The 17,660-nt window shown below is 63.1% G+C and carries 16 protein-coding genes and 1 pseudogene; all 17 read left to right on the plus strand.

What is annotated here, in order from left to right; genetic code table 11:
- Positions 1-374: S26 family signal peptidase (locus HMPREF3014_RS13145; RefSeq protein ID WP_141765722.1), on the plus strand; the 374-nt coding region annotated here is incomplete at its 5' end.
- Positions 375-810: 436 nt separating this feature from the next.
- On the plus strand, positions 811-2,796 hold the full coding sequence (locus HMPREF3014_RS13150) for a relaxase/mobilization nuclease domain-containing protein (RefSeq protein WP_034017131.1): 1,986 nt from the start codon (positions 811-813) through the stop codon (positions 2,794-2,796).
- On the plus strand, positions 2,793-3,305 hold the full coding sequence (locus tag HMPREF3014_RS13155; RefSeq protein ID WP_237751688.1) for a BlaI/MecI/CopY family transcriptional regulator: 513 nt from the start codon (positions 2,793-2,795) through the stop codon (positions 3,303-3,305). Before HMPREF3014_RS13150 ends, HMPREF3014_RS13155 begins: the two co-directional genes overlap by 4 nt.
- Positions 3,305-4,300 carry a M56 family metallopeptidase gene (locus tag HMPREF3014_RS13160; RefSeq protein ID WP_034017133.1) on the plus strand — a complete coding sequence of 332 codons (996 nt, stop codon included), beginning with the start codon at positions 3,305-3,307 and terminating at the stop codon, positions 4,298-4,300. Before HMPREF3014_RS13155 ends, HMPREF3014_RS13160 begins: the two co-directional genes overlap by 1 nt.
- Positions 4,301-4,440: 140 nt before the next feature.
- On the plus strand, positions 4,441-5,688 hold the full coding sequence (locus HMPREF3014_RS13165) for a TolC family protein (RefSeq protein WP_034017135.1): 1,248 nt from the start codon (positions 4,441-4,443) through the stop codon (positions 5,686-5,688).
- Positions 5,685-6,914: an efflux RND transporter periplasmic adaptor subunit gene (locus tag HMPREF3014_RS13170; protein ID WP_034017137.1), complete on the plus strand. Its 1,230-nt coding sequence runs from the start codon at positions 5,685-5,687 to the stop codon at positions 6,912-6,914. Before HMPREF3014_RS13165 ends, HMPREF3014_RS13170 begins: the two co-directional genes overlap by 4 nt.
- Before the next feature lie 10 nt (positions 6,915-6,924).
- On the plus strand, positions 6,925-10,065 hold the full coding sequence (locus tag HMPREF3014_RS13175; protein ID WP_034017139.1) for an efflux RND transporter permease subunit: 3,141 nt from the start codon (positions 6,925-6,927) through the stop codon (positions 10,063-10,065).
- A 109-nt stretch (positions 10,066-10,174) separates the two neighbouring features.
- Positions 10,175-10,912 (plus strand): HupE/UreJ family protein, encoded by a 738-nt coding sequence (locus HMPREF3014_RS13180; RefSeq protein WP_052155243.1) that lies wholly within the window; start codon positions 10,175-10,177, stop codon positions 10,910-10,912.
- Positions 10,913-10,933: 21 nt separating this feature from the next.
- Positions 10,934-11,566, plus strand: a complete 633-nt coding sequence (locus tag HMPREF3014_RS13185; protein WP_034017140.1) for a hypothetical protein — start codon at positions 10,934-10,936, stop codon at positions 11,564-11,566.
- Positions 11,567-11,696: 130 nt separating this feature from the next.
- Positions 11,697-11,963, plus strand: coding sequence for a hypothetical protein (locus HMPREF3014_RS13190; protein ID WP_034017141.1), 267 nt, complete (start codon positions 11,697-11,699; stop codon positions 11,961-11,963).
- A 187-nt stretch (positions 11,964-12,150) separates the two neighbouring features.
- Positions 12,151-13,086, plus strand: coding sequence for a LysR substrate-binding domain-containing protein (locus HMPREF3014_RS13195; RefSeq protein WP_034017143.1), 936 nt, complete (start codon positions 12,151-12,153; stop codon positions 13,084-13,086).
- A gap of 4 nt (positions 13,087-13,090) precedes the next feature.
- Positions 13,091-13,369, plus strand: a complete 279-nt coding sequence (locus HMPREF3014_RS13200; RefSeq protein ID WP_034017145.1) for an EexN family lipoprotein — start codon at positions 13,091-13,093, stop codon at positions 13,367-13,369.
- A gap of 234 nt (positions 13,370-13,603) precedes the next feature.
- On the plus strand, positions 13,604-15,610 hold the full coding sequence (locus tag HMPREF3014_RS13205) for a conjugal transfer protein TraG (protein ID WP_034017147.1): 2,007 nt from the start codon (positions 13,604-13,606) through the stop codon (positions 15,608-15,610).
- Entirely contained in the window at positions 15,607-16,071 is a 465-nt protein-coding gene (locus HMPREF3014_RS13210; RefSeq protein ID WP_034017149.1) for a ribbon-helix-helix protein, CopG family, read from the plus strand. The genes HMPREF3014_RS13205 and HMPREF3014_RS13210 overlap by 4 nt, the downstream gene beginning before the upstream one ends.
- Complete coding sequence (gene trbB, locus HMPREF3014_RS13215) at positions 16,068-17,144, plus strand: P-type conjugative transfer ATPase TrbB (protein WP_034017151.1); 1,077 nt, start codon at positions 16,068-16,070, stop codon at positions 17,142-17,144. The genes HMPREF3014_RS13210 and trbB overlap by 4 nt, the downstream gene beginning before the upstream one ends.
- Positions 17,141-17,527 (plus strand): TrbC/VirB2 family type IV secretion system protein, encoded by a 387-nt coding sequence (locus tag HMPREF3014_RS13220; protein WP_034017153.1) that lies wholly within the window; start codon positions 17,141-17,143, stop codon positions 17,525-17,527. Before trbB ends, HMPREF3014_RS13220 begins: the two co-directional genes overlap by 4 nt.
- Positions 17,524-17,660, plus strand: a pseudogene (locus HMPREF3014_RS35400) (conjugal transfer protein TrbD); the annotation flags it as partial. The gene HMPREF3014_RS13220 and the pseudogene HMPREF3014_RS35400, both read left to right, overlap by 4 nt.

Genomic DNA, 17,660 nt, shown 5'->3' on the forward strand with positions numbered 1-17,660 from the left:
CACGTCCGTTGTCCGTGGACAGCATCGTCCTGAGCACGCTGCCGCCAGATGCCGCCGCACTGGCCGCGCAGCGCGGCTACCTGCCAGCGCGCGTGCCGCTGCTCAAGCGCGTGGGCGCCATCGCGCCGCAGGAGGTGTGCATCGCTGGCGGCATCGTCCGCATCGACGGCGTGCGTTCGGCCGCCGTGCTGCCCGCTGATCGCTGGGGCCGCCCGCTGCCATCCTGGCAGCAATGCCGTCGCCTTGAAGCCGGCGAACTGTTCCTGCTCAGTGTGACCAACCCGGCGTCATTCGACAGCCGGTATTTCGGGCCGGTCAGCACGTCCGCCGTGATCGGCGTCGCGCGCCCGATCTGGCTGGAGGTCCGCCCATGATAGCCGCCGACTCGCTGCACGTTGCCGTGCATCTTGTCGTGCCATCGGGCGTGCCGATCCAGTGGCTTTCCGCATGTCGTCGCGCGTGCAGTGCGAGCGCATCCGCGCTGCACTTCGCGCTGCCTTCCCATGTGCAGGCGTCTTGCCTCGAACGCTGCTGGCCTATGGCCGTCGCCGCATTCGCCGGCGCGCTTGCTGCTCGCGCAGCAGCGCCGCCGTGCCGCCGCTGCCCGGAGCGCCAGCGAGGGGCAAAGGCGGAAGGCAAGACAAAAGGACGCGGCACCGGGCCGCGTCGAAAGCCAGTCTGCACGTGGGGTTGGCGCGGCACGGAGCGGCTTCGCCGCCGTGCCGCGCATGGCGGGAGGCCCGCGCCAATGCGGGCATGTCCGCGTGCTTCACACGACAGGACACGCCAGAGCTTGCAGGGAGCGCAGCCATGAGCGACCGCCGCGACGACGATTTCCGCGTGCGCCCCAGCGCGCCGAAGAACCGGGGCAAGGGCCAGGGGCAGAGCTTCGTTTCCAAGGTGCTCAAGCAGGCGGGCAAGGCCAGCAGCGGCAAGTCTACCATGCGCCGTCCGGCATCGGCGCGCGGCACCGGCCAGCGGCCCGGCTCGCGCCTGGGGCGCGGCCACACGGCGGCGCGCTTCGCCGGGGCGAAGCTGACGCCCATGTCGCGGCGCGTGACCATCAAGACGCTGCTGGTCAATCACCAGCGGGCCAGCCCGCAGTCGCTCGCCAAGCACCTGCGCTACATCGAGCGCGACGGCGTGGGCCGCGATGGCGAGCCGGGCCAAGCCTACGGGCCGCAGACCGATGCCGCCGACCTCGATGCCTTCAAGGAACGCTGCGCCGACGACCGGCACCATTTCCGCTTCATCCTCTCGCCCGAGGATGGCGCGGAGCTGGAAGACTTGCGCACCTACACGCGGCACCTCATGGGCCGCATGGAGGCCGACTTGGGCACGGGCCTCGATTGGGTGGCCGTGAACCACTGGAACACCGACAACCCGCACACGCACATCGTCGTGCGCGGGCGCGACGACACCGGCAAAGACCTCATCATCGCGGGCGACTACATCGCCGATGGCTTCCGCCACCGCGCCGCCGAACTGGCGACCGAATGGCTGGGGCCGCGCACCGAACTGGAGATCCAGCAGACCTTGCAGCGCGAGGTGGAGCAAGAGCGGTGGACGAGCCTGGATCGCACCTTGAAGCGCGAGGCCGGCGACGATGGCCTGGTGCATGTCGAACGGCTCAACGAACCCCGACTGCAACGCCAGCGCCTGCTGCTGATCGGCCGCCTGCAACGCTTGCAGCGCCTGGGCCTGGTCGACGAGACGCAGCCCGGCACCTGGGCCGTCCATGCCGATGCGGAGAAGACCCTGCGCGTCCTGGGCGAGCGTGGCGACATCATCCGCACCATGCAGCGGGCCATGCGCGGCGAGCCGCGCGAGCTGGCGGTATTCGAGCCGGGAAACGAGGGCCGAACCATCCTCGGGCGCGTGGCGGCGAAAGGACTGGCCGACGAGCTGCGCGACCGGGGCTATCTGGTCATCGACGGCGTGGACGGCAAGGCCCACTACGTCGCACTCAATGCCCGCGACGAGCTGGCGAACTATCCGACCGGCGCCGTGGTGGAGGTGAAGGGATCGGCCGACGTGCGCGCGGCCGACAGGAACATCGCCGCGCTGGCCAGCGACGGCCTGTACCGCACAGATCACCACCTGGCCGTGGCGCAGGGCCAGGCCGTGCCCGGCCGCGACCCGCAGGAGGTTGTGGCGGCCCACGTCCGCAGGCTGGAAGCCCTGCGCCGGGCGGGCATCGTGGAGCGCATGGCCGAGGGGCTATGGAAGGTGCCGGGCGACCTGCCCGAGCAGGGCCGCCGTTACGACGCGCAGCGCCTGGGCGGCGTGGCCGTGGAGCTGAAATCGCACCTGCCCATCGAGCGGCAGGCGCGCGTGATCGGGGCCACCTGGCTCGACCAGCAGTTGATCGGCGGTGGCTCGGGCCTGGGCGACCTGGGCTTTGGCGGCGAGGCCAAGCAGGCAATGCAGCAGCGGGCCGACTTCCTGGCCGAGCAGGGGCTGGCCGAGCGGCGCGGACAGCGCGTGATCCTGGCGCGCAACCTGCTGGGCACGTTGCGCAACCGGGAACTGGCGCAGGCGGCCAAGGACATTGCCGCCGAAACCGGCCTGGAGCATCGCCCGGTGGCCGATGGGCAGCGCGTGGCCGGCATCTACCGGCGTTCCGTCATGCTCGCCAGCGGGCGCTACGCGATGCTCGATGACGGCATGGGCTTCTCGCTGGTGCCGTGGAAGCCGGTGGTCGAGCAGCGACTGGGGCAGCAGCTTGCTGCGACGGTGCGCGGTGGCGGGGTGTCCTGGGAGATTGGGCGGCAACGCGGGCCTACTGTCGCTTGATCGCCCGCAAGAGCGAGGCGGAGTACCGGCATGGCACAATAAACCGATTGACGGTCGGTTTTTTCTGGACGATACTCATTGATTCGAGTCAAAGCTCGGAGCTGACAACCTTGACCAACCACAGCGTACCAACACTTGGCGATCTGGAAATCGCCGTGCTTGAAGACATCTGGCGCTTCGGCCCGTCCGACACCAAGGCGGTTTATTCCCGCATTGGACAGTCGCGCTCGATTTCTTTGAACACCGTGCAATCTACGCTGGAACGTCTATTTCGCAAAGCCATGCTTCAGCGCGAAAAGATCAGCCATGCCTATGAATACTCAGCGCGAGTTTCCCGCCGCGAATTGATCCAGAAACTGGTGGAATCCACGGTGCGTCGTGTCGCAGGGCCGCAGCCCGATGCGTTGCTGAGCGCATTTGTCGATCTTGCTGCAAGGGCGGATGACGACCAGCTCAAGAGGTTGGAGGAATTGATCGCACGTCGTCGGGCTGAATTGGATCAGCCGTGATGACGAGCTATGGCCCACTACTTCAGTTTGCATTGCTGTCCGGCTTCGTGCTGGCAGTGACGCTTACTCTGCTGATCGGTGCTTGCGAGCATCCATTGCGTCGTGCGCTGTCAGGTAAGACCGCTTCTCAGCGGGCGCGGGTATCTTGGTGGATGCTGGTAACGCCTGCATTGGCGGGCATCACCTACGCGGTGATGACCATTGCAATGCCGTCGATGTTTGACGACTCAGCCCGATTTGCCGCTGCCTGTTCTGCGCATGCCGACACGCTTCTGCACCTGTGCGTTTGGCACCCGAGCAGTACCGGGCAAAGTGCTTGGCTATGGGGTGCATTGGCGTTGCTGGCAGGATATGCGGCTTGGCTGGCGGCGCGAGCCGCAGCAGGTCTTTGGCGCGCTCGTCGAACCCTTGCCTCGCTGGTGCGGCTGAGTGGTCGTCCAGGGTATCCCGACAAACTGCGCGTGCTCGATGTTGAACAGCCTATGGCGTTGGCCTGCGGCGTCGGGCGTGGTCACATTCTGCTTTCAACGTCGTTGATGCGACGACTCAATCCGATGCAGTTGCGCGTGGTGCTCGCGCACGAACAGGCTCACATCGCCAATCGTGATGTTCTGAATCGCTTGACCGCTGCCGTACTGTCCAGCATCCAGTTGCCCGGCGTCCGTCGTCGGTTGTTGCGCGATCTGGAACTCGCTTTGGAGCAGCGTTGTGATTTTGCTGCCGCCAAAGAAGTGGGATGCCCTATCGCCGTGGCCGAAACCATCGTTACGGTGGAGAAGATATTTCGGCAACACGCGAGGGAGCAGGTGCCGTTGACGATGGCGTTCTTTTCCGATTTTGTCCCTGAGCGCGTTGAAGCATTGCTGTCATCCAGGCACACGTCGATCTCGTATTTGGGACCAATGCTCGGCATCTTTGTTCTGGCGTTTTGCAGCCTATCTACCGGCTGGCTGCACTCTGTGACCGAATCTCTCATCACCGTGATGACGAGGTAAGTTCATATGCGCGCGTGCCGTGTTTTTTTGCTTAAAAAACCGATTGATGATCGGTTTTATCGTGATTCCGCTCCAGCGTGCGTGGGAGGTCGCTGCGCGGAATCGTTTGATCGCCATCTGTTGTCGTCGTGAGGGTTTTCATGAAATTGATCCGCTTAGTGGCCTTGGTGTTCGTCGGGGCCTGCGGCACATCCGCAGCCCTAGCCGCCGAACCCCTGCGGCTGGAGGAGGCAGTCTCCCGCGCGCTCGCTGCCCATCCCTCCATCACAGCCGAAACGGCGCAGCTCCAGGCTGTTCGTGCCCGCACCCAGCGCGAAGCCCTGCCACCGCCTTACACGATTGGCGGTGAGATGGAAAACGTCGCCGGGAACGGCAATCTGCGGGGTATTCGTTCGGCTGAAACGACATTGCGCATCGGCCGAGTTATCGAACTCGGCGGCAAGCGCGAGGCTCGCCAAACATTAGGGCAAGCCGAACTGAGGGAACAAGAGCATCAGGCCACCAAAGCGCGGATCGACTTGGCCAGCACGACCGCGGCTCGATTCATTGAAGTGCTCGCTAGGCAACAGCGATTGGTCTATGCCGAGGAGCGCGTCGAGCAGGCAGAACGCACCCGACAGGAGGTTGCAGCCTGGGTGAAAGCCGCTCGCAATCCCGATTCTGATTTACAGGCCGCCAATATTGCAGTCGCGGAGGCGCAGCTTAACCGCGAGAGTGCAGAACACGAATTGGCAAGCGCCAAGATGACCTTGGCAGCGAGTTGGGGCGCGTTGACGCCGGACTTCGGTGAAGTCGTCGGCGACCTGCAAACCTTGCCGACCGTGGCGTCATTCGAGACGTTGGCCGCTCGTTTGCCCATGACCCCCGAGCTATGGGCATCACGTTTGCGGGCCGACACCATCGGCGCCCGTCGTCGGCTCGCGGAGGCCGAGGCCAAACCCAATCTGGACGTTAGCTTGGGTGTACGTCGTTTTGAGGCCACCAGGGATCACGCCGTGGTGGCGTCAATCTCGATCCCGCTAGGTGGGCCGACACGCTCTGGATACGCGGTGTCACAGGCCAACGCCGAACTGGCTGCGCTGGAGGCACGGCGCGATGCCGAACGCTTCGAGCGCCACCAGGCGCTGTTCGACAAGTATCAGGAACTCACGCACGCACGTCACGAACTGGGGTCGTTGCGCGAACGGATGCTGCCTATGGCCGAAAGTGCCTTGGCAACGACTCGTCGTGGCTTTGAGCAAGGCCGCTTCTCCTATTTGTCGCTGGCCCAAGCACAGCGGACGCTTTTCGATCTTCGCTCGCGTGCTGTCGAAGCCGCCGCTCGCTATCACCTTCTGCTGGTCGAGGTGGAACGCCTCACCGCCACCGTTGAGGAAAACGCACCATGATTCGCATTCTTTCCCTGCTGCTCCTTTGCGTGTTCGTCGCTGCGTGCAGCCCTGGTGGCGACAAGCCCAAAGAGGAGGCCAGCGCCCAAGCAAGCGGAAGCTATGAGCGTGGGCCAAACAATGGTCGGCTACTCCGTGATGGAGATTTCGCCCTAGAAGTCACCATCTACGAAACCAATGCGCCCCCGCATTACAGGCTATTTGCCTACCGCGACGGCAAGCTTGTCGCCCCCGCCGATGTTGTTGCGACCATCAAGCTCTCCCGCCTGGATGGCGAGGTCAACCAATTCAAGTTCACGCCGGAGAACAACTATCTAGTCGGCAGTGGCGAAGTGACCGAGCCGCATTCGTTCGACGTGGCCGTATCCGCCGAACACGCCGGAAAGAAGTCCACATGGTCTTACGAGTCCTACGAGGGCCGTGTAACCATTCCGGCCAATATCGCCAAGGATGCCGGCGTCAAGACCGAATCGGCGGGGCCGGCAGTCATTCGAGACGTTGTGCGACTAATGGGAACAGTTGTTCTGGATGCCGACAGGCACGCAGCGATTCGTGCGCGCTTCCCCGGCATCGTGCGCTCTGTGAACGTGCAGCAAGGAGAGCGCGTCCGCCGGGGCCAGACACTGGCCGTCGTCGAGGGCAACGACAGTATGCGTACCTACCCGATCACGGCGCCGTTTGATGGCGTCGTGCTCGCGCGCAATACGAATGTGGGCGACGTGGCCGAAGCTGGTGCGCTGTTCGAGCTGGCCGACCCGTCCAATGTATGGATCGACCTGCGTGCCATCGGCACAGACGCCGAAGTTCTACAGCCAGGCCAAGCCGTGCGAATCCGGTCAGCGACCGGAAAGACCGAAGCCAGTGGAAAGATTCAACGGCTGTTGCCGGTGGCCGGCAGCGGCCAGAGCGTCATTGCCCGCGTCAGCATCCCGAACCCGGAGGGGCGCTGGCGCCCCGGCATGACCGTGGCCGCCGAGGTCACAGTAGGCACGCGCAACGTATCGCTTGCGGTGAAGGAGTCGGGATTGCAGCGATTCCGCGACTTCACCGTGGTATTCGCACAGGTCGGCGAAACCTATGAAGTGCGAATGCTTGAGCTTGGGGAGCGCGATGGCGAATACGTTGAAGTGACCGGCGGACTCAAGCCCGGCACGAACTACGTAGCCGAGCAAAGTTTCCTGATACGCCAAGACATCGAAAAGTCTGGCGCCAGCCACGATCACTGAGGACGCGGATATGCTCGAACGTATCATTCGCGCGTCCATTGCGCATCGCTGGCTGGTGCTTCTACTGGTGCTCGCCCTGTCCGGGCTGGGGATCTGGAACTACAGCCGCTTGCCGATCGACGCGATCCCGGACATCACCAATGTCCAAGTGCAGATCAATACCGAAGCACCGGGCTACTCGCCAATGGAGGCAGAGCAGCGCGTCACCTTCCCGGTTGAGACGGCATTGGCTGGCCTTGCTCGGCTGGACTACACACGTTCGATTTCCCGCTACGGTCTGTCGCAGGTCACGGCGGTCTTTGAGGACGGCACTGACATCTACTTTGCTCGCCAGCAGGTCGCCGAACGCTTGCAGCAGGCATCCTCGCAGCTTCCGACGGGCTTGAACCCTTCCCTCGGGCCGGTAGCAACAGGCCTCGGCGAGATATTCATGTACACCTTGGAACCCGAGAAGGGCTACGAGGAAGTATGGACGCCAACGGCGCTGCGCACGTTGCAGGACTGGTCAGTGCGTCCGCAGCTTCGCAACCTGAAAGGCGTCACCGAGGTCAACACCATCGGTGGCTACGTGCGCCAATTCCACATCACGCCCGATCCGGTCAAGCTGCTGGCCTACGGGTTGACGATGAACGACGTGCTGAACGCCGTCGCGCGCAACAACGCGAACGTCGGTGCCGGGTACATCGAGCGTCATGGCGAACAGTATCTGATTCGCATTCCCGGCCAAGTGGGCGACATAGAGCGGCTGCGGAAGATTGTCGTGGCAACGCGCGATGGCCTTCCGCTCCGAATGGGCGATGTGGCGGAAGTGCTAGAAGGCAGCGAATTGCGAACCGGCGCTGCAACGAAAGACGGCAAGGAAGTCGTGTTGGGTACGGCCTTCATGCTGATTGGCGAGAACAGCCGAGCGGTTGCGCAACGCACGGTGGAAAAGCTCGCTGAAATCGACGCGACACTTCCCGAGGGAGTCCGCGCGCATGCGGTTTACGACCGCACGCAGCTCGTTGATCGCACCATCGCCACCGTGCAGAAGAATCTTCTGGAAGGCGCATTGCTGGTGATCGCAGTGCTTTTCCTGCTGCTGGGCAACATGCGGGCAGCTCTGATAACTGCTGCCGTGATTCCGCTTGCCATGCTGCTGACGATTACCGGCATGGTACAAAACCGTATCTCGGCCAATCTGATGAGCTTGGGCGCGCTGGACTTCGGCCTGATCGTCGATGGCGCGGTCATCATCGTGGAGAACTGCTTGCGCAGGTTCAGCGAGCGACAGCACCAGCTCGGTCGCCTGCTGACCCGCGACGAGCGTTTCTCGCTGGTTTCGAGTGCCAGTGCGGAGGTCATCAAACCCGCGCTGTTCGGACTGTTCATCATCACGGCCGTTTACCTTCCGATCTTCGCGTTGTCGGGCGTCGAAGGAAAGATGTTCCACCCGATGGCCCTCACTGTCGTCATCGCCTTGACCGGCGCGATGGTGTTGTCGCTGACCTTCGTACCCGCCGCGGTCGCCCTGTTTGTCACCGGCAAGGTTTCCGAGAAGGAAACCAAGGTGATGCGCGGCATCAGCCGCCTCTATGCACCGCTTCTCAAGCAGGCGATCAAGTTGCGACTTGCCGTCGTCGCGGCAGCGGCAGTGCTGGTAGTGCTCTCGGGCATGCTCGCAGCGCGCTTGGGAACCGAGTTCATCCCGAACCTGGACGAAGGTGACATCGCCCTGCACGCAATGCGCATCCCCGGGACGAGTCTGACGCAGGCGATTGGCATGCAACGCCAACTGGAAGCCCGGATCAAGGAGTTTCCGGAGGTCGAGGAAGTCGTCGCCAAGATCGGCACTGCCGAGGTTGCGACAGACCCCATGCCGCCTTCGGTAGCTGACACCTTCATCATGCTCAAGGATCGCAGCGAATGGCCTGACCCACGTAAGCCGAGGGCTGTCCTGCTTGCCGAACTGGAGAAGGCGGTTAACACCATCCCCGGCAACAACTACGAATTCACGCAACCCGTGCAGATGCGCATGAATGAGTTGATCGCAGGTGTTCGTGCCGAGGTGGCAATCAAGGTGTATGGCGACGACATGGAGCAACTGGCCGAAATTGGCTCGAAGATCGAAGCCGTGGCCGAGAGTATCGACGGGTCTGCCGATGTGGCGCTTGAGCAGATTACGGGCCTACCGCTGATGACGATCACGCCGAACGTGGATGCACTGGCCCGGTACGGCCTGGCGATCGACGACATACAGCAGACGGTGGCGATCGCGCTAGGCGGTGCCGTCGCTGGCCAGGTGTTTGAGGGGGATCGCCGATTCGATATTGTGGTTCGGCTACCCGAAGCGCAACGCCAGGACCCGAAGGCACTGGCGACACTACCCATTCCGATTCAAGCCGGAACGGTTGCCGGGCTAGGCCAAGCAGCCTATGTGCCGCTCGGCCAGCTTGCGTCCATCGAAGTAGCGCCCGGCCCCAATCAGATCAGCCGCGAGAACGGCAAACGCCGGATCGTTATCACCAGCAACGTGCGCGGGCGCGATCTAGGTTCGTTCGTGGAAGAACTACGTGAGCGGGTGAGCCGTGAAATTACGCTGCCCGAAGGCTATTGGGTCAGCTACGGCGGCACGTTCGAGCAGCTCATCTCGGCCAGCCAACGCCTGTCCGTCGTCGTGCCTGCCGTGCTGGTTCTGATTTTCGGCCTACTGTTCATGGCCTTCGGCTCGGGCCGGGATGCAATGGTCGTCTTTAGCGGCGTACCGCTGGCGCTGACGGGTGGTGTAGCCGCATTGTGGCTACGCGATATTCCGCTCTCGATTTCAGCAGGTGTCGGCTTCATTGCGCTGTCCGGCGTGGCTGTGCTCAACGGACTGGTGATGGTGAGCTTCATTCGCAAGCTGCATCACGACGGCGCACCAATTCAGGACGCCATCGTGAATGGCGCGATGACGCGACTGCGCCCAGTGCTAATGACTGCGCTGGTTGCAAGCCTTGGTTTCGTACCGATGGCTATCAATGTCGGAACAGGCGCGGAAGTGCAAAGACCACTCGCCACTGTCGTCATCGGCGGCATCGTTTCCTCGACGCTGCTGACGCTGCTGGTTCTACCGGCCTTGTATCGCCTCATTCATCGGCGTACCGACCAGCAGAACACGGCACAAGCGTAAGCAAGGCACCAATTTATCAACAAGTTTGCAGGGAGCGGCGGATGCGGAAAAGGCATTCGCCGCACGCAAGCAACAGGCCCTTTAGGAGATTGATTGAGGTATGACATTCATGCGTGAAAGACCATTTGAAGTAACGCCAGGGCGCTACCGACCAACCTGGCAACGGATTTCTCTATTTCTCGGAGCGGGGCTTCTCCTATTGTTCGCGTGCGCGAATCAGGCACTGGCCCATGCCGTTGCAGAAGGCGACAAGGGCTATATCCAGGAGATCTCCGGCGTCAATCTGATCCCGTTCATGTATTTAGGGGCGAAGCATATGGCAACGGGATACGACCATATCCTGTTCCTGCTTGGCGTGATCTTCTTCCTATACCGGATGAAGCACATCGCCCTGTACGTGACGCTGTTTGCCATCGGCCACTCGACCACGATGCTGCTCGGTGTGTATTTCAACGTCGGAATCAACAGCTACATCATCGACGCGATCATTGGTCTTTCGGTTGTTTACAAGGCGCTCGACAACATAGGTGCCTTTCAACGGTGGCTCGGCTTCCAGCCCAACACGAAAATCGCAACGGTTGTATTCGGGCTGTTCCACGGCTTCGGCCTGTCCACCAAGATCATTGAATACAACATTTCACCCGACGGCCTGATTCCAAACCTGCTGGCATTCAATGTCGGCGTGGAAATCGGGCAACTGCTTGCGCTCGGCACCATTCTGATCGCAATGAGTTACTGGCGTCGGACGGCGAGCTTCTGGCGTCATGCGTACACCGCAAACGTGGCAATGATGTGTGCCGGATTCATTTTGATCGGCTACCAGATCACCGGCTACTTCGTTTCCTGAACCTCACACGGAGCAATCCTTATGTACAACGTATCCAAGCCAACCATTGACGACCTGCCCACATCAAAGCAACTGCTGCGCTCGACGTTTATTGCGCTCGTGGCCGCCATTGCAATTTTGGTAGCCATCGTCCTCCCCTCCGAATACGCAATCGACCCGACAGGAATTGGCCGTGCGCTCGGGCTGACGGAAATGGGAGAAATCAAGAAACAGTTGGCCGAAGAAGCTGCGGCAGACGCCGCAATGGATGCAGCCAAGGCCGTTGCCCCGACTAAAGGAAACGCAAGCACAACCGAGTCAGAACGGCAGCAAGATGCCGCCCAGGTGGCGAACGATTCTGCTTGGCGCGATGAAATGCGCGTCGTACTCAAGCCCGGTCAAGGGGCCGAAGTGAAGCTAAGCATGAAGGCCGGTGAGAAAGCCGAGTTCAGTTGGATCGCCGAAGGCGGCGTAGTGAACTTCGATACCCACGGCGATGGCGGTGGACAGTCGATTAGCTACGAGAAAGGCCGTGCCGTGCCCGCAGACGATGGTTCGATCCAGGCTGCCTTTAATGGCAATCACGGCTGGTTCTGGCGAAACCGTGGGGACGCCGATGTGACTGTGGTTGTCCGTACTCGCGGTCAATACGCGGAAATGAAGCGCGTCTTGTAGTTCGCCAGAAAGACAGGGGTGAATGCCCCATGTACTCCGGCCATCCTGCTGATATGGCAGACGCGCAACAGGAGGCCGTAGTTTCCCGCCCAGCCGCGAAGGCTGGGCTTAACCCAAGGAGATAGTGAAAATGAATATTCGTCCGTTCTTGATTGCCGCCCTGGCCAGCGCATCGCTCGCTTCGCCGCTTGCGATGGCTCACCCCGGCGCGCATGACGACGATGAGAAGGCCATGCCGAAGACCTGCGAGCAGTTGGCAGATACGAAGCGGTACATCAGCGACGTGGCTTATCCCGAAGTAAAGAAGCTGAAAGAGCAATGCGATGCCGCCGCAAAGAGGAAGCCGGCTGCAACGCCGGCTCCGGCAACCCGTCAATCGTCCGGCGGCAAGAACTGATTTTTCAGATTGTGGCCGTGACTCACAAGGTCACGGCCACCGCCTGATTGAGTTGGCAAGCTCCGCCTTGGCCCTCGCTCGGCTGCTCAGAACTGCCAATACTCCGCACTGGCCTGGGTGACGAATCATGGTTCTAGCATTAACCGAGGAGCAAGTGCTATGTCGGCTCGGAGGGAGTGAATATTCTATGGAGTTGAGACACCTGAAGTATTTTCTCGCCGTAGCTGAGGAGCTTCGCTTCGCCCGTGCCGCAGAGAAGCTGCACATTGAGCAATCGCCCTTGTCCCGAGCCATCAAGGAACTGGAAGAAGAACTGGGTGTTGTGCTGTTTGCCCGCACCACCCGCAGCACCAGGCTGACCCGCGCTGGCAAGTTGTTCTTGGAGCACGTTCGTCGCGTGCTCGCTGCTGTGGAGCAGGCTCGCGAGAGCGTAAAGGCTGCGGCCAACGGCTTTCACGGGCAGTTGCGCGTGGCATTGTCCGATGGCATCACGCCGTCGCGCCTGTCTGCCTTGCTCGTACTTTGTCGCCAGGAAGAACCTGAGGTAGAAATCCGATTCTTCGAGGTGCCCCTGTCGCAGCAGATCAAGGGGCTTCATAGCGATCTGTACGACGTGGGATTCGCCCAGTCCAACGAGGTTGGTGATGGCATCGTCACCGTACCTGCCTGGAGCGATACGCTGATGGTCGCGGTTCCTGGCCGGCATCCGTTACTCGCCCACAAGCGCATTCCCTTAGATGAGTTGCTGCGCTATCCATTGGTCTTGTGCGATCCGCAAGTTTGCGAAGGCCATGCCAAGCATGTCGAACGAGTGCTTCGCCATACTGAGATGGAGCCTTTGATCGCAGAGCGCGTTGCTTCTTGCGACCTGATGATGGCGCTGGTATCGGCTGGTTTCGCGCTCGGGCTGGCCGGCGCCGCACACATTGCCGCCAGCCGTGAGCCGGGTGTCGTGGCCCGTCCGCTGGCGCAGCGCGTGCCACCCTTGACGACGTACTTGCTTCATCTTGACGATGATCTATCCGACGAACTGGCAAGGTTCATTGAGCGAGTACAGACCATCGAATCTCTGGAACCCCCAAGGCCGATACGAGGTCGAAATCCCGATCCTTCGGAGGAATGATGTCATGAGGAAAATCATCCCGCTCTTGCTGATGGCTGCATTAGCTGCCTGCGGCCAGTCCGAGACGCCACAGAAGCCCGCTGATTCCGCAGTCAACGTCCCGACGGTGGAAGAACTCGCGGCCAACCCCGAGCGGCTCAAAGAGCTGCGCCAGCAGTGCAAGACCGATCGCCCCAAACTCGGCGACGTGCTGTGCAACCGTGTAGCCGAAGCCACGCGCAAGCGGTTCTATGGCGACGGCGAAACCCCCTACACACCGCCGAAAGAGTCGCCCAAGTTCTGATGGCCGGCAGTCCGCCGCATCACCATCTTTTTTGCTCCACACGCCGCAGCGCGCCCTCGCTTGCGGCGTTTTTCTTTGGCTCGCCACCGCGCTCATTCTTTCTTTTTCCGCGACTTTTCTGCTTAAAACGGTCTTTGACCGGCACTGACCCGGCACCGATCCTGACGCTTGCGGCACGTCCTTGTGCCGCGCTTTCCATGAGGAAAAAGCGCAGGAGAAATCGGAGGCCAGGTCATGCAAGGGACGAACGTGCTGTTCGGTCAGATTGCCGTGGTATTCGGCATCGTGATCGCCGGAGTGTGGGGCGCCACACAATGGACAGCAGCAGCCCTTGGCTACCAACTACGCCTTGGCTCGCCCTGGTTTGATTTCTTCGGCACGCCGGTCTATCACCCGTGGCGGCTGTTCGAGTGGTGGTTCTTCTTCGATGCCTATGCGCCGCGCGTGTTCGATACCGGCGGCGCCATCGCGGGCGGCAGCGGTCTTGTCGCCGTGCTGGTGGCGATTGGCATGTCGATCTGGCGCTCGCGGCAATCGCGCCTGGTCACGACCTACGGCTCGGCCCGTTGGGCGAACGCGGATGACATTCGCAATGCCGGCATCACACAGCCGGCCGGCGTGTTCCTCGGCCAGCACGACCGCCAGTACCTGCGGCATGAAGGCCCGGAACACGTCCTGACCTTCGCACCCACGCGCTCAGGTAAAGGCGTTGGCCTGGTGGTGCCGACGCTGCTTTCCTGGCCCGCGTCCGCCGTCATCCACGACATCAAGGGCGAGAACTGGCAGATCACCGCCGGCTGGCGTTCGCGCTTCTCGCATTGCCTGCTGTTCAACCCCACGGATACGAAGTCGGCGGCCTACAACCCGCTGCTTGAGGTTCGGCGTGGCGCGCATGAAGTGCGCGACGTGCAGAACATCGCGGACATTCTGGTCGATCCCGAAGGCGCGCTGGAGAAGCGCAACCATTGGGAGAAGACCTCGCACGCGCTGCTGGTCGGGGCCATCTTGCATGTGCTCTACGCAGGCGAGGACAAGACGCTGCGCGGCGTCGCCAATTTCCTGTCCGATCCGGCCAGTCCCTTCGAGCTGACCTTGCACCGGATGATGACCACGCCGCACCTCGGCGATGGCCCGCATCCGGTGGTGGCGTCCGCTGCGCGCGAAGTGCTCAACAAGTCGGACAACGAGCGTTCCGGCGTGTTGAGCACGGCCATGTCGTTCCTCGGCCTGTACCGCGATCCCACGGTGGCTGAAGTCACGTCGCGCTGCGATTGGCGCATCGCCGACCTGATCGCGGCCGAGCATCCGGTGTCGCTGTATCTGGTGGTGCCGCCTTCGGACATTTCGCGGACGAAGCCGCTCATCCGCCTGATCCTCAACCAGATCGGCCGGCGTCTCACCGAATCGCTCGATGGCTCCGACGGCATCGAGCGCCGCCACAAGCTGCTGTTGATGCTCGACGAGTTCCCGGCGCTGGGGCGCCTGGACTTCTTCGAGACGGCTCTGGCCTTCATGGCTGGCTACGGCATCCGCAGCTTCCTCATCGCCCAAAGCCTGAACCAGATCGACAAGGCGTATGGGCAGAACCATTCCATCCTCGATAACTGCCACGTTCGCGTGACGTTTGCGACGAACGATGAACGCACGGCCAAACGCATTTCCGAAACGCTCGGCACCGCGACCGAGCTGCGCGCGCAGCGCAACTACGCGGGCCATCGGCTCGCGCCGTGGCTCGGCCACCTGATGGTGTCGCGCCAGGAGACGGCGCGTCCACTGCTGACGCCGGGCGAGGTGATGCAGCTTCCGCCTGACGAAGCCGTGGTGATGGTGTCCAGCGTCGCGCCGATCAAGGCGAAGAAGCTGCGCTACTACGCGGACGCCAATTTCAAGCGCCGCGTGCTGCCGCCGCCTGCGCTCGCGGGTGCGCAGTATGCCGACGCGCCGCCGCTGCGCCCGGACGACTGGAGCGGACTGGCGATTCCGCCAACGCCTGCCGTACCGGCCACGGCATCCGCCGATGGTCTGGGCAGCTTGGCCGCCGACGACGGTGGCCCGCGCCGTCAGCCCGAGCTTTCCGAAGCCGTGGCCTATGCCCCCGAGCTGGCCGCGCCTGTGGCCGACCTCGCGCTGCTCGACGACGACGACGACCTGCCGCTTCCCCTTCCTCGCCAGCTTGATCCAGCCATGCAGCGCACGGCCCGGCTGGCTTCCCTCGACCCCAACGACGGAATCGAGCTATGAGCCACTACCGCCTCAACCTGTTCATCCAGCCCGAGCACGCCAAGCGCCTGGACGAGTTGGCCGCCAAGAAAGGCGTGTCCAAGTCGTCCATCGTCGCGGCGGCGCTCGCATCGTGGCTGTCGCCCGATGCCGCCGATCAGCGCGAGGCAGCAGTCGCCAAGCGCCTTGATCGCCTGTCGCGCCAAGCCGAGCGCATGGAGCGTGACCAGAACATCCAGATCGAGACGCTGGCGCTGTTCATTCGCTACTACCTCACGGTCAGCACGCCAGTCCCCGAGGCGCACCAAGAGGCCGCCCGCGCCCAGGGCAAAGCGCGCTTCGAGCAGTTCGTTGAACAGTTGGGCCGCCACTTGCTGCGCGGGCGAAGCCTGGTGCGCGACGTGGTGGAAGAACTGCACCCCGACCCGATGCGGATGGAGGACGCGGCGGCAGCCGCGCAAGCGCAGGAGCGTGCGTCATGAGCGCCGCTCCGCAACTTCCGCCCGAGCCACGCTCATCCGCTGCGGCTTCGCTTGACCGGCGCATCCAGATGCTGCGGACAGCAATGGGGCCGCTGATCGCCACCGCGCTCGAAGACCCGGATGTGGTGGAAATCATGCTCAACCCCGATCGCACCCTTTGGGTGGATCGCCTGTCATCGGGTCGCGCGCCTATGGGCGTGGAAATGCCCGAGGCCGATGGCGAGCGAATCATCCGCCTCGTCGCGGCGCACGTCGGCGCCGAAGTCCACCGGGGCCAGCCGCTGCTGTCGGCCGAGCTGCCCGAAACCGGCGAACGCTTCGAGGGCATCCTGCCGCCCGCCGCGCCGGGGCCGGCCTTCGCGCTGCGCAAGCGCGCCATCGGCGTGATCCCGCTGGAGCGGTACGTCGTGGACAGAATGATGACCGCCGCCCAGGCGGGCTTTCTCGTTCGCGCCGTGCGCGAGCGCCAGAACGTCCTGATCGCTGGGGCCACCAGCAGCGGCAAGACGACCTTGGCAAACGCGCTGCTGGCCGAGATAGCCGCCACCGGCGACCGCGTGCTGGTGCTCGAAGACACGGTAGAGCTGCAATGCGCAGCCCGCGACCACGTTCCTCTGCGCACGCGCGCAGGCGTGGTGTCCATGACGGAGCTGGTGCGCTCGTCCATGCGCCTGCGGCCGGATCGCGTCGTCGTCGGTGAAGTGCGCGGCGCCGAGGCGCTGGATCTCATCAAGGTGTGGGGCACAGGTCACCCCGGCGGCATCGCCACCATCCACGCCGGCTCCGCGCTCGGCGCGCTGCTGCGCCTGGAGCAACTGATTCTCGAAGTGGCAGTGAACCCGCCGCGTGCGCTGATCGCAGAGGCGGTCAATGTGGTGATCCACATCGCCGGACGCGGACGCAAGCGCCGCATCGAGAGCATCGCCCGCGTCGTCGGCTTCGACGGCGTTGGCTACCAACTGGCGGATGCGATGGACACGCCGTTTCCCGAGCTGTCGCCAGTTCCCGATGCCGCATCCCCTGCGGCGACTTCCTCATCCCCGTCCCTCAATCCCTCTGGAGAACTGCCATGACGCACGCCCATGCTTTCCGTGTTTCCGTAAATCCGCCTTCGCACCTGTTCATCCTCGCGCGGCTGCGCAGCCTGGCCCGCCCTGCGGCGCAAGGGCTGCTGCTGGCCGCGCTGCTGCTGTTCCTGGCCGGAACTGCGCAGGCCGCCGGTTCCTCGATGCCCTGGGAAGGCCCGCTGCAATCCATCCTCGAATCCATCCAGGGGCCGGTGGCGCGCATCGTCGCGGTCATCATCATCATCGCCACGGGCCTCGCGCTGGCCTTCGGCGACACGTCGGGGGGCTTTCGAAAGCTGATTCAGATCGTGTTCGGCCTGAGCATCGCCTTCGCCGCGTCCTCGTTCTTCCTGTCGTTCTTCTCGTTCTCTGGCGGGGCCGTCGTATGAGCGGCCCGGACAGCTTCGCGGCCGGGTTCGAGGTGCCGTTGCATCGCTCGCTCACCGAGCCGATCTTGCTGGGCGGCGCACCGCGCACCGTGGCGATCGCCAACGGCACGCTGGCCGCCGCCGTCGGGCTGGG

It is taken from the genome of Pseudomonas sp. HMSC065H01, assembly GCF_001815235.1.
Lineage (GTDB): Bacteria > Pseudomonadota > Gammaproteobacteria > Pseudomonadales > Pseudomonadaceae > Pseudomonas > Pseudomonas aeruginosa.

Bases quoted from the DNA above. Each gene is read 5' to 3' on its own strand.
- HMPREF3014_RS13150 (WP_034017131.1), top strand. From the start codon at position 811: ATGAGCGACCGCCGCGACGACGATTTCCGCGTGCGCCCCAGCGCGCCG.
- HMPREF3014_RS13160 (WP_034017133.1), top strand. From the start codon at position 3,305: ATGACGAGCTATGGCCCACTACTTCAGTTTGCATTGCTGTCCGGCTTC.
- HMPREF3014_RS13165 (WP_034017135.1), top strand. From the start codon at position 4,441: ATGAAATTGATCCGCTTAGTGGCCTTGGTGTTCGTCGGGGCCTGCGGC.
- HMPREF3014_RS13170 (WP_034017137.1), top strand. From the start codon at position 5,685: ATGATTCGCATTCTTTCCCTGCTGCTCCTTTGCGTGTTCGTCGCTGCG.
- HMPREF3014_RS13175 (WP_034017139.1), top strand. From the start codon at position 6,925: ATGCTCGAACGTATCATTCGCGCGTCCATTGCGCATCGCTGGCTGGTG.
- HMPREF3014_RS13180 (WP_052155243.1), top strand. From the start codon at position 10,175: ATGCGTGAAAGACCATTTGAAGTAACGCCAGGGCGCTACCGACCAACC.
- HMPREF3014_RS13185 (WP_034017140.1), top strand. From the start codon at position 10,934: ATGTACAACGTATCCAAGCCAACCATTGACGACCTGCCCACATCAAAG.
- HMPREF3014_RS13190 (WP_034017141.1), top strand. From the start codon at position 11,697: ATGAATATTCGTCCGTTCTTGATTGCCGCCCTGGCCAGCGCATCGCTC.
- HMPREF3014_RS13195 (WP_034017143.1), top strand. From the start codon at position 12,151: ATGGAGTTGAGACACCTGAAGTATTTTCTCGCCGTAGCTGAGGAGCTT.
- HMPREF3014_RS13200 (WP_034017145.1), top strand. From the start codon at position 13,091: ATGAGGAAAATCATCCCGCTCTTGCTGATGGCTGCATTAGCTGCCTGC.
- HMPREF3014_RS13205 (WP_034017147.1), top strand. From the start codon at position 13,604: ATGCAAGGGACGAACGTGCTGTTCGGTCAGATTGCCGTGGTATTCGGC.
- HMPREF3014_RS13210 (WP_034017149.1), top strand. From the start codon at position 15,607: ATGAGCCACTACCGCCTCAACCTGTTCATCCAGCCCGAGCACGCCAAG.
- trbB (WP_034017151.1), top strand. From the start codon at position 16,068: ATGAGCGCCGCTCCGCAACTTCCGCCCGAGCCACGCTCATCCGCTGCG.
- HMPREF3014_RS13220 (WP_034017153.1), top strand. From the start codon at position 17,141: ATGACGCACGCCCATGCTTTCCGTGTTTCCGTAAATCCGCCTTCGCAC.